Origin of the sequence: Mesorhizobium sp. M0598 (assembly GCF_040320865.1) — a bacterium.
GTDB lineage: Bacteria > Pseudomonadota > Alphaproteobacteria > Rhizobiales > Rhizobiaceae > Mesorhizobium.
This window is the reverse complement of record NZ_JAMYQL010000020.1, coordinates 61,398-74,926: the sequence shown is the minus strand read 5'-3', so window position 1 is coordinate 74,926 and position 13,529 is coordinate 61,398. Positions and strand designations below refer to the sequence as shown.

10 protein-coding genes are annotated in these 13,529 nt (G+C 58.5%); 5 read left to right on the top strand and 5 right to left on the bottom strand.

Translation table 11 applies throughout. The features are described 5' to 3' along the window. Window positions 1-184: 184 nt before the first annotated feature. From NKI59_RS22670 to NKI59_RS22650, 5 genes are all read left to right on the top strand, one after another. Window positions 185-1,495, top strand: a complete 1,311-nt coding sequence (locus tag NKI59_RS22670) for a S8 family serine peptidase (RefSeq protein ID WP_352707002.1) — start codon at window positions 185-187, stop codon at window positions 1,493-1,495. Window positions 1,496-1,527: 32 nt separating this feature from the next. Continuing rightward, a complete protein-coding gene (locus NKI59_RS22665) occupies window positions 1,528-1,767 on the top strand; it encodes a hypothetical protein (protein ID WP_352642696.1) in 240 nt (79 codons plus the stop codon). Between the two features lie 122 nt (window positions 1,768-1,889). Continuing rightward, complete coding sequence (locus tag NKI59_RS22660; protein WP_352707000.1) at window positions 1,890-2,858, top strand: endonuclease/exonuclease/phosphatase family protein; 969 nt, start codon at window positions 1,890-1,892, stop codon at window positions 2,856-2,858. 324 nt (window positions 2,859-3,182) lie between these two features. After that, window positions 3,183-3,407, top strand: a complete 225-nt coding sequence (locus NKI59_RS22655) for an excalibur calcium-binding domain-containing protein (RefSeq protein WP_352706998.1) — start codon at window positions 3,183-3,185, stop codon at window positions 3,405-3,407. 9 nt (window positions 3,408-3,416) lie between these two features. Next, window positions 3,417-4,163 (top strand): hypothetical protein, encoded by a 747-nt coding sequence (locus tag NKI59_RS22650; RefSeq protein ID WP_352706995.1) that lies wholly within the window; start codon window positions 3,417-3,419, stop codon window positions 4,161-4,163. Window positions 4,164-4,382: 219 nt separating this feature from the next. Here the strand turns inward: NKI59_RS22650 and NKI59_RS22645 are convergent, their stop codons facing one another. From NKI59_RS22645 to NKI59_RS22625, 5 genes are read right to left on the bottom strand one after another with little or no spacing between them, the layout of a single operon-like run. Further along, the gene (locus NKI59_RS22645; RefSeq protein ID WP_352706993.1) at window positions 4,383-6,155 is read right to left on the bottom strand and encodes an AIPR family protein; all 1,773 of its coding nucleotides are present in this window, start codon (window positions 6,153-6,155) and stop codon (window positions 4,383-4,385) included. After that, window positions 6,152-7,162, bottom strand: a complete 1,011-nt coding sequence (locus NKI59_RS22640) for a PD-(D/E)XK motif protein (RefSeq protein ID WP_352706990.1) — start codon at window positions 7,160-7,162, stop codon at window positions 6,152-6,154. The genes NKI59_RS22645 and NKI59_RS22640 overlap by 4 nt, the downstream gene beginning before the upstream one ends. Further along, window positions 7,146-9,995 (bottom strand): Z1 domain-containing protein, encoded by a 2,850-nt coding sequence (locus NKI59_RS22635; RefSeq protein ID WP_352706988.1) that lies wholly within the window; start codon window positions 9,993-9,995, stop codon window positions 7,146-7,148. Before NKI59_RS22635 ends, NKI59_RS22640 begins: the two co-directional genes overlap by 17 nt. After that, window positions 9,996-11,495 (bottom strand): ATP-binding protein, encoded by a 1,500-nt coding sequence (locus NKI59_RS22630; RefSeq protein ID WP_352706986.1) that lies wholly within the window; start codon window positions 11,493-11,495, stop codon window positions 9,996-9,998. Further along, window positions 11,485-13,500: a sigma-70 family RNA polymerase sigma factor gene (locus tag NKI59_RS22625; protein WP_352706984.1), complete on the bottom strand. Its 2,016-nt coding sequence runs from the start codon at window positions 13,498-13,500 to the stop codon at window positions 11,485-11,487. Before NKI59_RS22625 ends, NKI59_RS22630 begins: the two co-directional genes overlap by 11 nt. Window positions 13,501-13,529: the final 29 nt, after the last annotated feature.

Genomic DNA, 13,529 nt, shown 5'->3' with positions numbered 1-13,529 from the left:
GATCGTGTGGTTGCGATCGCCGAAGACACTCGGCTCGAGCTGAAGCCACCAACTTGGCGGCCGCGATCACAAGACCACGATTTTCGACAACCTGATGTCCTGCGAAGCGCATTGCAGGTCGGATGCGTCCCCGATCCTGTTTCGCGAATGGCGTGACCGGACGCTCATCAAGAGGAGAAGCGAAATGGCAAAAAAAACAGTTGGGTCCGGTGTGTCCGCTCAGGCCACACCTGGACCGAATCTTAGTAGCAGCATAGACGAGTTGCTTCTGGCTGCGACCGCACGTGGTGACGGCACGTTGCGGACAGGACGCTATGTCGTCACCTTTAAGGAAGGCGCCGGCAGCCCGACTGACAACCTCACGTCACTCGGCTTGCGGACCGCAGACGCGCGCGATTTTGCCGATCAGTCTCTCGAGATCGCGGATGTTGGCGATGCACACGCCATCGTCTTGCCTGAAATTGGCGTCGCGGTGGTTTCCGATCTTGGCATGCAGACTGCTGGACTTAGCATTGAAGCCGAAGCCGCCTCAGACAGCGCCATACAAACCATCGAGGACGAGTACTTCGTCTTCGCACAGCAGGAAACCTCGGACTACCTACGCGGGTTCCTCAAGGCGACCGAAGCGATTATCGCTGGGCTGGAGCTCGACCAGATGCGGAAAGAAGAGCTCGACTTCGAGGCCGAGGTCGCTGGTGCCACGTGGGGGCTGGTTGCATGCCGCGTCCCCCAAAGTTCGCGCTCTGGCGCTGGTGTGAAGGTCGCCGTGCTCGATACCGGTATGGATCTCGGGCATCCGGACTTCGCCGGTCGGCCGATCGTGACCAGCAGTTTTGTCGGGCAACCAGTCCAGGACTTGCATAGTCATGGCACACACTGCATCGGTACGGCTTGCGGACCGAAAGCTCCCGCAGGCTCCATCCCTCGCTATGGCATTGCGCATTCTGCTTCAATCTTTGTCGGCAAAGTCCTCAGCAACTCGGGCAACGGCAGCAGTGCGAGCGTGCTGGCCGGGATGAACTGGGCGATTGCCAATGGATGCGCTGTGATATCCATGTCGCTTGGTTCGCAATCGCCAGTCCAGGCGGCCTATACGGCCGCGGGCCAAGCGGCGCTCAACCGCGGCTGCCTTATTATCGCAGCTGCAGGAAACGCGAGCTCAAACACCGGGGCCCCCGCCAACTCACCCACCATCATGTCTGTGGGCTCCCTCGATCAGACTCTTGTCCCTTCGAACTTCTCGAATTTTGGCAAAATGGAGATTGCGGCGCCGGGGCGCGACGTGTTCTCATCTGTGCCGCGGCCCACGCGTTACGGGACGAAGAGCGGCACCAGCATGGCAACGCCCCACGTCGCGGGCTGCGCGGCACTTTGGGCACAAACGAGTCCGAGCCTTCGAGGGCAAGCGCTGTGGAACCGGATGTTGCAGGCGGCAAGGCCGCTTCCGTTCCCGCAGGCTAAGGTCGGCCGAGGGCTTGTCCAAGCGCCGGCGTAGAGGCCGCGGCATGCACCCGACAGGAGATAGTCATGGCAGAGAAACGAAAGTGGATTGTAACCTCGTCGGGTGCACGCCCTCTTGAGCACTTGAAGACAGACCTGCTCCAACTCGGGTTTCAGGTCGAAAATACCATGGATGAGATCGGCGTGATCGCCGGCACCGCCGAGGCTGCGGTTGCCGGCAAGGTACGGCGCGTTAAAGGAGTTGCGGACGTTTCCCCGGATCAAGACGTCGACATTGGTCCACCTGACTCAGATAAGGCTTGGTAACGGGCTTCGCTGACCAGGAGCAAAGAAGGAGGCGAACCATCGTCTTCTTCAATTGCGGATCCGTCCAGTCTGAAATTTCAGCAACTCATGTTCGTCTGTGACGATACAGGAGGAGTAACGCCATGCTAAGATTATTCGTTGCCACAGTAGTCTCGTTCATTGTTTCGATCGCGCAGGCTGCAGATCTCACCGTTGCGACGTTCAACACCGAGTCCGATACTGATACGCAACCGGCAAAGGTCGCTATCTCGATCGGAGAGATCGGCGCGTTTGACATCCTGGCCTTGCAGGAGGTTGAGAGCGCGCAAGCGCTGAAGGCATACGCTGAGGCGGCGGCCGCCCAAGGCGGGAGATGGCGCTATATCGTTAGCGAAAGTGGAGTCAATTCAGACCGCGAATCGGATTTCCTTGGCATAGTGTACCGGACAGACAAATTCCGTCAGCTCAAGACCACGGAAATACACTTCATACGGTCACGGCCGGACGGCTCGGTCTATGGTGAACCAGACTGGTCTTTGCGCGGCGCGCTCTTGCTTCGGCTCCAAGACATTGCGACGGGGGCAGAGTTCCAAATTGCCACCGTTCACCTCAAATGTTGCAATGAACCAGGAGTGCGTGCCCACCAAGCTGCGCTGCTCGCCGTGGAAATTGTTCACGACAGCGAAATTCCGACAATCCTGCTTGGCGATACCAATATCCCGATCGAGCCAGGTAAGGAGGGTCCTGAAGGATCGCACGCAGACGCGTTCAACAATCTGACTTCAGGCGCCAACCTTGTGTGGGTCAAACCACACAATCCAATCAAGACACAATGCGACCCTTCCTTCAACTCAATGCTCGATCAAGTGTATGCGCCTACCTCCCTCGCCAAAGGGGCAACGGCGGAGATCAAATTTCCCGACGCATCATACTGTGACAAGGACGCCCAAGGCTTCTCCGACCATCGACCGATCGTGGCAGTGTTCCCCAACGCGCTCCAGGGAGCAGGGCCAACCCTGACCGCTGGCGCACTTGTGTCGGAGGCTGCCGCCGAACAGAAAGAGTATCTGGCACAGAAAGCCGAGCGGCCGGGCGACTTTGTCGGCCACTGAGCCACTGACGTCGTGCCGAACCGTAGAGGCGAACATGAATCCGTCGCTGGAGTGTAACGGTGGTGCAGGTACCATTCAGCTGCGGCAGCACTCGACGTGTTCTTGGCCGCCTCGGGGCCGGTGCGCTGCGAATTCGTCAGTTGCGATCGCTACGGCCGCTTTGTTGGCGACTGCCGACGCGGATGGGCGTCAGCGTCGCCAGGTGGATGGTCGAGCACGGCCAAGCGCTCGACTGGCCCGCTACAGTCACGGTGCCTATGCAGGGCAGTAGGCGAAGGCCGAGGCGGCGAAGGTCGGACTGTGGGTCGTGCCGTTTCAGGCGCCATGGATTGGCGCGCTGGACATGGAGACAATGTGCGACCGGAAGGGAGCCAACCGCTCGGCATCATCGGCCGTCGACAGGTGGCGCAAAGCTATACCTGCCAGCCACGCCGAACCTGTTCCCAGATCATCTCGTGCGACGAAGGCAACTGGAACCTGCAGAACTGCTCATGGGGCAGGAAGCTCGACCGCGACAAGGACGGCATTCCGTGTGAAAACTTGTGCTAGGGGGGAATCATGTCGATTGTTAAGGCTGGTGTTCTGAAAAAAGCAGCTCTAGGGCTGTTGGGACTGGTCGCCGCTATCGTGGCTGGGTGCAGTTCGATCGACTATCAGAAGCTCACCACAGGGCGGCTATCTGGCAGCCTCTTCGTCATGTGGGTTGGCGAGGGCAACGGTTCGGGCGACGGAAATTTCCTGTTCGTGCCCGACCCACGGGATCCGTTGATTTTCCATCGCGCATATCCGTCTTCTCCGGGAAGCACGATCCAGCCAGGTCTCATGTACACGGACGGCGGTTCGATCCCGAAGATCGCCCAAGTCTTCAAGGGTCTGTCGCCTTGGGGCTACGCGCCCGCCTACATGATCCACGATTGGGTATTCATCGCTCACCACTGCATAGTAGATGGCAGCACCGAAAACAGATTCGACCAGGTTCGCGGAATCGAATTCGACGATTCAGCAGCAATTCTTGGTGAAGCGATCAAGGCATTGATCAAAGCACGGCAGGTGGCTCCCGACGACGTAGCGCCAGGTGCCATAACTTCTGCCGTCGGAAGCGTGGTTGCGAAGAACCTTTGGGATGAGAAAGGAGCGTGCAAGTCGCTGCAGGTCAGCAGGAAGGACATCGCTGCCGCGGAAGCTGCCATTCCAGGGTCGACCACCAAGGAGCAGAATTTGAGAAGCTTCCGGATTCCGGAGACGATCGGACCTGAGGTTGTCCCGGCAAAGCCCGCCAAGATCGTGGCTCGCGTGACATTCTGAGTGGTACTCCGCCGAAGGGGTTCCGCGGTCTGAGTAATTGGTTGTGGGACTATGATGAGACTGGGTCGGCGAGCCGCAGTTTCGGCCGCGGTACCCTTGGCGCCCGCAACCCTCATGCACGACATCGCAGCAGGCGCTAACCGAAAACCCGAGTGCTATCAGCACCCGGCCCTTGTGCAGGATACCTTCCGCTCCTCTTGGCTATGCTTGTCAACTGTCTTACTGAAATTCCGGGAGCCCTGGAGTATGCATGGCAAACTCGTGCTCTCGCACGATATCCCAACACTCCAGTTTCTTCGCCCATTCTGACACAATCCGCTGGCCTGCACTGGCCCGCAGCACGTCGTTTACCTGTTTTGCCCATTCGGCAATCAAGTTGGCGAAGGCATCGGAGATGCCCTGCTGCTGCCAGACAGTGGCGGTCGAAATGCGTTTGCCCAGCCGGTGGGCGATGAGCGAAACCGTGTACGAGGTGATGTTGGCCTGGAATCCTTGAAAAGCCGGGCGGATGAGTTTTTCCGCGCGCCGAAAGATGATGGCCTGCGCCATCAGATTCTTGAATTCTGCAAGATCCGGCACCGCTCCCCCAGCCAGGACCTCCTCATTGAATATCTGGAAGTTTTTCTGACTTCCCAGACTTACGAGATGCGGTTGGTGGCTCCAGGCATGAACAAATTTTGCAAGGTCCGTCTTTGTAACCTTCCTCGCGGGGGGCATCGAATTCTTGAGATCGCGCAGCCGTGCTGGTGTTTTCCCTTCACGCGCGAGCATGACATTGTAGCTGCCAGTCGCTCGCTCATAGAACCAGCGTCCCACGCCGTCGGGGCAGTATGTCGATGCTGACAACCGTTCCATCTCGACGTGGAAGGGTTTGTTGGCGGACAGATCCGAAACCCTGACCTGATTTTGACTATTGGCATATCGCGAGATATCCGAGATGAGAGCTTCCTCCGACGCCTCATCGCTCGATCTGAGAACGATAATTTTCGCCGGTACCCGAACGTTGGATAAATCGATTTCCGGGAATTTCCGCTTCGTGAAATAGATGGATGCCGTCGTCTGGCCTCCATTCACGATCTGCATGCCCCGAAGCCAGGCGATTCCGGTGCCGCCCTCTTTCGAAGTGCCGATGTTCAGTTCGTCCGCCACCACCACGATGCCGTTGTTGTAGGCAAGAAAGCGGTCAGGCGCCGTGCGCAGAGTATCCCGAATTCCCTTGTTGATCTTGCCAGTCTGACTGAGGAAAGAGCGAACGTTGGCTTCAAGCAGCCTCGAACCCCACTTTTCATAAAGAGTTCTTAGCATCGCTCCAGGAAATGCCGCGAGGGCGTAGTCATACTCGCCCGAGCGTCCAGGTACATAGACGCAGGGGATAGGGCTGCCGAAGGTCTCCTGGAAGTTGACGAGCAGTTCGTCCCGCGGCTTTCCCTCGGACAGGTGGCGATAGAGCCGTTCGATGTCCATTACCTCAAGAAGAACCGATTTCCCCCCGATCTCCCGCGGCTTGTAGCTTTTGGACTTCGCCACCCCGTCAGTCAGCACATAAACACGTACCTGGTCGAGCGCCTCATAGCAGTCGCGGATCGTGAGGATCAGATCGTAGGCATCGTCCGAAGGATCAATTTTCGAGGCCAGTTTTCCAGATACTGTGTTTTCCAGGAAGCGGATGCACTGTTGCGCAGCGGCCGTAATATCAGCCTCCGGCACTGAGGTGAGCTCCCGAGCATCAAGATAGAGGCTCACGAACAGGTCAAGCTGATCGGTGTCGTCCGAGATAGCGTATCCACTCAATTTTAGGATCGCGCTGCCGAGCCTGCGTTCGATATGAAGAACCTGCGGTTCGTTCGTAATCCCAAATTCTGCCATGTGCTGCATGACGATTTCAGAGAACAGAGAAACCGGGTGAGGAAATGGGCCTGGCTGGCCCGTACGCTCGGCCGCCTCACGCCTCACGTCACCTTGCGTCTGTTGCAGGAATTCTTCCAAGGTCATAACGGCACCAGCCCTCCAAGCACCAGAAACAATTCATCCATCTCGATTGTCGTGGCATCCACCAAGTCAAGATCCAGTTCGTATTTGGCGGCTCGTACGGCGAGTGGTGCGGCGCTCCTTGACAACCGTGGGAAATCCTCATCGATCATGAAAACTCGTTCGTCGACAGCGACGAAGCCGCGCACGTACTCCGCCTCATAGGCGTCCTCATAGCCGGCGAGCAGCAGATTTCTTTCAAATGCCACGCGCCCCTCGTCTCCAATGCTCTCTCTGACGTTTTGAACGAGAGCGGGCAGCGTGCATCCGCCGTCCTGCACCGAGAACCTGAGGGCCGCGAGAAAAATGGTTCGGCCGCTCACGTCGTCAAGCTGCTCCAGGGAACTGATCCGGGCGGGGAAGCCGTTCGGCGAGACTGTGGCCTTCACCTCTATGTCCTGCGTTTCGCCCATGAAATCACGAAGACCGTTCGCCGGCCCTTTCCAGTAGTCCAGGACCTCCCGCGGCGATCGACCAGCATGGAGCATACGTTGAACTACAGTCAGCTCTCCAAAAAGACCGAGTTCTTCCTCATCAGAAAGTCGACGGTCCCTCGGCCGCTCCATAAACTGCTGCCAGCTCCGGATGCGGGACAGGAACTGATAATACGCCCGCACTTCATCTGCCTTTGACCCGGTATCTACCACGGCAAGGATATCGGCCGCCATCAGCGTGAACATCTCCAGACTGGCTGTCGGCTTCCTCACGACGCCGAGCCAGATTTCGTGTGCTCCGCTCGAGGCTTCCCCGACCCGGGTGACGGAAAAGCCGCGTCCCTGGGGAAGATCGGAAGCTCCCGTCGGGGCAATGTTAAAACCGACAAGCAGGGCTTCCCCGCCATCCGGGAAACGTACCCCCGCACGACATCGGCGCTCACCAATCGAAATTGTTCGCCATCCGTTGCTCGGTTCACCCCCGCTCAGCGAGCGCCACGCTGACAGCAGTTCTTCATGCTCATTCAGCAGAGCCATATTGCTGCTCCCACGCCACGTTGTTGACGCTGTAGGGCACTTTCGCGCCCAATTCGCTGGTGGGAAAGCTCACTGCCATCCCAATCACAGGGGTGGTGGTGCCTTTTAGACCGCCAAGATCACTTTCAGCCGGGTCTATTGGGTAGAGGAGCAAGAGCCCGTGCCCCCGTCCGGCCGAAACATCCGAACCGCCGGTTCCTCGCGCCAATCGCACTGCGGGCCCGTTCGGTTCGTCCGGCTCCGATGCTCTGCGCCCTGGATCGCGATGCCACGCCGCCTTGGTAAGGGCCAACGCTCGGGTCCACTCTGCCTCGGTCAGATCAACCGACTCATCCCGTGGAGAAAGTAGTCGGCCGATGCGATAGTCTTCGTCCGACCCTGATCCCTTGTCTGCAGTTCGTTTTACCTGCATGAGGCCTGGAACGGGATCGAAATTCTTGCCGTTGCCACCGAAGACCGCGACCGTCCAAGTCCGAAGCTCGCCTCCTCTTGTAAGTGACTCCACAAATGCCGCAATGAGATTGCTCCGGGCCTTAAGTGCACTTTCGCTGGTGGTGTACCCCTGAAGAAAATCAAGGACAGGTTCAAAGCCCACCCCTTCCCAAATGCGCCCCTGCCACCTGTGAGGCCTGTCACCTCGAGCCCGTTCGATGCCCGTCGGGTCATCAGGCTGGCCAAGCTTGGTGATAAGGTCCGTGGCCGCCTTGTAGTTTTGCTGGATTTTCCTCGGATCAGTGCTGAACGCAACAGTTTCGATCAGTTGTCCGCTGAACGACAACATCAATGTTCGGGCAGCTCGCATCTTCATTCGCGACGTAACCATCAGGACTGGATGTGACTGGACCTTCAAGCCGAAGTCGCGTGGCGTGCCGCCGCTTGCTGCCATCATCTCGAATTCTTCGCGCAATTCTTCCGAAGCATCTGCGATGTGTCCAAACCACTCCGAAAGTTCTCTCGTGCAGTAGAGCCGGCACAGGTCGATATAGCCGGGCCGGTAGCCGAACCAGCGGCCCATCTGCATGAGCGTGTCGTACATTTTCGAAGACCGAAGGAAATAGCTGACGGACAATCCTTCGAGGGTGAGGCCTCGCGAGAGTTTGTCTCCGCCTACCGCAATGACCTTAAGTCCCGGACCTTTGGTATCTGCGTAGTCCAGAACATCCTTGGCTGTGCCGTTGATCTTCCGTACCTCGATGTCGGCAACAGCGTCGGCGAAGACCGCTTTCACAGCCGACCACGGCGCAGATACAGGAACTTCAAGATCGGGATCGGAATCACTGATACCCGCCGTCGTCTGGACGAAGTCAGCCTCGTATAGCAGGCGCAACCGTTGCAGGATTTCTTCATCGTCAAGGCCACGAACCAACCGTTGACGCTGCGCCTTAAGGTAACCTTCGACCTGATTGAAAACGTGCCCCTGAACGGCAGTGAATCTGGTGACGTGAACGAGCATGGAGCTGTGTTGATCGTCCTGGCCGCGCAGATGCCGGATGGCACAGATGAGCATGAAGGAATCTATCGCCTGCCTCAGCGAACCCGGAAGTTCCAGGCGGCCTCCGACGGTCGGAAGATAGCCGCTCTTGTGCTTGGAGGGCATCCACCCTGCCGTGTCGTCGTCTGTCGAGCCGTCTTCGATATATCGGACGACAGGAAGGCCGCCGATTCGACCGTTTTCCAATGGCCGTCCGAACAGACGTGCGGGACCTACATAATTGCTGGCGGCGCCAAGGTTGATAATGAAGGACGCTGGGAAGAGATCTGGACCCTCATCGACGGTCTGCCCCCGCTCATGAATAAAAATGTTCGCGAACGGCGTCGCTGTGTAACCGACATATGCTGCCTTCGAAAACCTGACGAGCAGTTTTCTGATAAGAGAATTGATGGCTTTAGGCTGGTGGTCTTCGTTCGGCTGGCCATCTTCGTCGATGATGTCCGCACCTGTGTCGACGGACGCATGATCCGCCTCATCGTCAATCAGAAGAAGTGGCAGGTTCGTGACCACCCTTCGACCAGTAGTGGGGTCTTCGTAGTCTGCGACGTGGTTCTTGACCCATTTGTTCAGCTTCTCGAGGACACTTTTGTTCTTCTTGACGACAAACAGCCAAGGACGCTTTTCCGGGCTAATACCAAGTTTATTCGCCACAGACGCGTTGAAGTCGCCGTTGTTCGAACGATTGGTGACGTAGTTGGGTCGTATTGAGGGATCGGCGTCGAGCTCACCCACGCCGATGGTGCGTATCGATTCCGGATCTGGATGGGTTTCATAGCCGAGGAAACCCTCGTCGAGGCGCATTTGTGTTTGCGACCGCAGATTGTTGTGAACCCCGGCGAGGACGATGATAATTTTGTATCCAGCATCGGCCGCCTTGCAGATGAGCCCCGTGTAGTTGCCCGTCTTGCCCGACTGGACATGGCCCACGACCATTCCGCGCCGGTCCCAGTTGCCTGCTCTGAGCGGGTCTTCGAGAAGCGCAAGGATGTCATCGGTGACTTCGTCGAGCCCGTCGACGACGCTCGTCGCCATCTTCCGCTCTAGATACTCTCTGTATCGCTGCCAGTATCGCCACTGTAACTTTCGCTGGGCACTTAACCAGGCTTCATGACCGGCATCGCTTTTGAGCGTGCTGTTGTCTCCCATCCACATACTGAAGCGTCGGATCAGCTCGGCTTGTACCACCTCCCGGTCAATGGCCCTGACCCAGGCGGCATTCAGCATCAGCACCCTGTCTATCGTCGCGCTGATAAACGCGGGGGTAACAGCGGACTTCTCTTCATCGGCAATCAGCTCCTGGGCGAATTTAATCACCTTCTGCTCAATCGCGGCGTCTGCCATTTAGCTCTCCTCCGTCAGCGCTGCGACGAGTTCAGGGAATTGATCGAACGGTTCCGTGCGCAAAAGGCCGGCTCGGGCAAGCTCCGGGGACATCCCTTTTCGTTTTATCATCGAGTTGAAAAGGGTTTGAGCCACCGACCGTACCTCCGCCGTCGGCTCGCCACCGAACCCGGTCCTTGGCGTCTCTTTACTCTCGGCCGTGTCCAGCCATATCCGCTGAACCGGAACGGTCTCCTCGATGACCCTCAGCATGGCAATAACGTCCTTGCGCATTGTACCACCGGCCGCTTCCGCCGCCGCCAGCACCGCGCTGACCGCGGGATGACCGTGACCTATTCGATAGCGGACCCCTGATCGCGCTTTCGTAGTTTCCCACAATTGGCTCACCGGCTCACGACGATCGCCACCGGAGGGCTTGCCGCGGAAAGCGAAAACGCTTCGAGCCCTTTCCCGGGCATCTTCTGCGATATGGGCCAGCTTGGTTCTGACCCCAGGAGGCGGCTGGGCTGTCGACTTTCGGATGTCGATCTTCCAGTCCCCATCTGCCGAATTCGGAAGATCGAGCTGTATCCGAGCGAGACGGTAAGGCTCCTCGCGCGTCCAGTGGCGCCCCTTGCCTAGGCCGAGCCAGCCACCAGACAAGAGGAGCCGGGAGTTGCGGTAGACGAAGAAGCCTTGATGGGCGTTCCAGCCTTCCGGTCCCGCAGCGGCCTCGTATTGAGATGCCTTCAAATGATCACGGTGGGGCAATACGAATGCCTGAACCAAGGCCTCGTTGACGCCTCTGTCCAGCGGTGTCCTGGGGGACGACCATGTAGCGGATAGTCCAGCCAGATAGGGATCCCATGCTGAGACCACACGCTTGTTTATTGTGATCGCCAGACGTCGCTGTGAAATAAATCGGTGGAAGACCATCCCGAGGTGCATTTCCACCCGGTCAAGCAGATCGAGCAGGTCCTGAGCGCTGCCACCGCGAGGCATCATGCGATCGAGCAGCTCCCAAATTACAAGAGTGCCGGCCTCCACACTGTCAAGTTTTTCCAGTAGCTGTTCCGACTGCGAATCCAATCCCTCTAGCAGATGCCAGCCCCCGTCCTTGCTGTTGAGAAGGAAGTCGAGATCCCAGCGCAGCACACTGACTCGTCCGTCCTTCTTGGAAGCGACTGTGAGGCGTCTGCCCTGTGAGAATGACGCGGTTTTAAGACCGAGTCCAAACCGTCCCAGGTCATCTGCGTGTCTATAGTCGAGCGGGCTCTTTTCGCCGAGGCGCATGGCTCGCTCCAGCGATGCGTCGTCCATGCCGGAACCGTCGTCGAGGATTGTGACACTGCCGACCCCATCGCTCCAGAGGACATCCACCCGCACGGTCCGCGCACCTGCTGAAACACTGTTGTCGATGACGTCAGCAATTGCGGTACCCGGTGTATAGCCAAGTCCTCGCAGAGCTTCGACAAGAGCTGTCGCGCGCGGCGGCGCGGAGCGCGTTTTGCTACTGGTCATGGAGCTTTCCAAGCAATCGTTTTGACCTCGAAGGGTGTGATAGTTTGCGCAACGCCTTCGCTTCGATCTGCCTGATTCGCTCGCGTGTAACATCGAACGTCTCTCCAACCTCCTCGAGGGTGCATTCGTCTGCACTGCCCAGTCCAAATCGCAGTCGAATTACTCTCTCCTCGCGCGGATGAAGATCCAGGAGAAGCGTCGCAAGTTCCTGACGAAACATCGTCTCCCACAGCGCTTTCTCTGGTGAGGGTTCCGCATCCACCAGTTCCCGAGCTTTGCCAGCTCCCAGCCGTTCGACATTGTCTCCTGCAGCGGGCATCAGCTGCCCCACGTTCAGTTCCTGTCGGGCAAGAGCCTCGTCGGACATCTCCATTCGATCGGCGAGCTCCCGCCCGCCTGGTGAAGTAAGTTCGATCTGAAGCGCTGCACGCTGACGCAGCAGCTTCCTTGATCGCTCCTGCACGTGGACGGGCAACCTGATCGTACGGCCCAGGTCAGCGATGGCACGCGTTATGGACTGCCTGATCCACCAAATGGCATAAGTTGCCAGTTTCGCGCCGCGGGAAGGATCGAACTTCTGCACCGCGCGGATCAGACCGATGTTCCCCTCCTGGACCAGGTCCAGATAGTCCATGCCTCTGTTTTGGTAGCGTTTCGCAAACCAGGTAACCAGACTGAGATTGGTCTCGACGAGTTGGTCGAATCGGCGCGAAAGCTCCTCGAGGATAGGCCCGATCTCTTCCGCTCTGGGGGCGCCGTTAGCAACCGCCAGCCGGGTGCCGGTTTCGAGTACTTTCAACGGCAGCCGCAAAGCGGTCAGTCGCTCCGTGCCGACCATCTCTGACATGTCTGCGAAGATGCTGGCCAGATGCTCCTCGACCGCCGTATCGACAGAGGGCAGCCGGACGGGGGGTGCGCGATCGTCCTCATATTCCAGGTCATTGTCTCCATCGTCTTCAGGTACGATGGTCGTTTCTTCAGCAGGAACGAAAGTGGCGCCCGCTGCCGCCAAGTAGTCCAGACCCCCCGGCATTGCAGCGAACGCCGACGCCGCGCGACGCCGGAGCTCTTCGGACCTGGCCCACAAGATCGGCTGAATGCCTGCGGCGCCCTCACGCAGGGCCTGCACTTTGGTCAAATAATCGGCTTCGGCATCCCGCCCCAAGAGCACTTCGAGCAGCTCGGCTGCTTCGCCAAACATCTCCCCATCCTGGACCGGCGACGATGCCGCAGGCGCCTCCGCGACCATCAGATCCTCGAAACGAGAGGCCTGCATTTCGATGCCGAGGTCAGACATGATGAATCGCAGCGGCGTCGCATAGGCTGCACTTGCCTTGACCGATCGCAGCGTCTCCCGAACGCGCCGAACCGACAGTCTTCCAGTGTACTGACCCTCAGACAGCATCGCCTGAAGCGCGTGTGGCAGGACGTCGGTTTCATCGACAAGTGTACGCGGCAGCGCAGCAGCTACGGATGACCAGTCCGAAGAATCTATGCTCGCAGCGGCCTTGGAAAAGGCGTCGTGTGCGGCTTCGGCGGCGACAACGCGGAACCGATCCTCGGCAGGGGTTACCGACTCGCGTTCCGCTTCCCAGCCTTCCACTTCCACTGCATCATCGGGTTCCCAGTCTCCTGCGACGCCGGTTGGCCAGGTCTCCTCGACGGACGAGGAAAGCTCAACAGGAACAGGAACAGGAACAGGAACAGGAACAGGAACAGGAACAGTGTCGTCAGTCACGTCGGGGAAGTCAACAAAACCCCATTGCTGGGCGTAGTCATTGACAGTGCGTCCGCTGCTGTCCGGGGTGGTGGGGTCCGCGCCGTGCTTCAGCAGCATTTCACAAATATCCTGCCTGCCGCGCGAAGCTGCGAGCAGAAGGGCAGACGCGCCGGAATTGTCCCGTGCATTGACATCCGCACCTCGTTCGAGATGCGATCTGACCGTCTCGACCCTTCCGGAAGCGATCGCCAGCCTGAACAGCGGCGACATCATCTCCGACGACATCACGAGTCGTCCGTCATCCGACGGTAGAC

Bases quoted from the DNA above. Each gene is read 5' to 3' on its own strand.
- NKI59_RS22670 (WP_352707002.1), top strand. From the start codon at position 185: ATGGCAAAAAAAACAGTTGGGTCCGGTGTGTCCGCTCAGGCCACACCT.
- NKI59_RS22655 (WP_352706998.1), top strand. From the start codon at position 3,183: ATGGATTGGCGCGCTGGACATGGAGACAATGTGCGACCGGAAGGGAGC.
- NKI59_RS22630 (WP_352706986.1), bottom strand. From the start codon at position 11,495: ATGACCAGTAGCAAAACGCGCTCCGCGCCGCCGCGCGCGACAGCTCTT.
- NKI59_RS22660 (WP_352707000.1), top strand. From the start codon at position 1,890: ATGCTAAGATTATTCGTTGCCACAGTAGTCTCGTTCATTGTTTCGATC.
- NKI59_RS22640 (WP_352706990.1), bottom strand. From the start codon at position 7,162: ATGGCTCTGCTGAATGAGCATGAAGAACTGCTGTCAGCGTGGCGCTCG.
- NKI59_RS22665 (WP_352642696.1), top strand. From the start codon at position 1,528: ATGGCAGAGAAACGAAAGTGGATTGTAACCTCGTCGGGTGCACGCCCT.
- NKI59_RS22645 (WP_352706993.1), bottom strand. From the start codon at position 6,155: ATGACCTTGGAAGAATTCCTGCAACAGACGCAAGGTGACGTGAGGCGT.
- NKI59_RS22625 (WP_352706984.1), bottom strand. From the start codon at position 13,500: ATGTCGTCGGAGATGATGTCGCCGCTGTTCAGGCTGGCGATCGCTTCC.
- NKI59_RS22650 (WP_352706995.1), top strand. From the start codon at position 3,417: ATGTCGATTGTTAAGGCTGGTGTTCTGAAAAAAGCAGCTCTAGGGCTG.
- NKI59_RS22635 (WP_352706988.1), bottom strand. From the start codon at position 9,995: ATGGCAGACGCCGCGATTGAGCAGAAGGTGATTAAATTCGCCCAGGAG.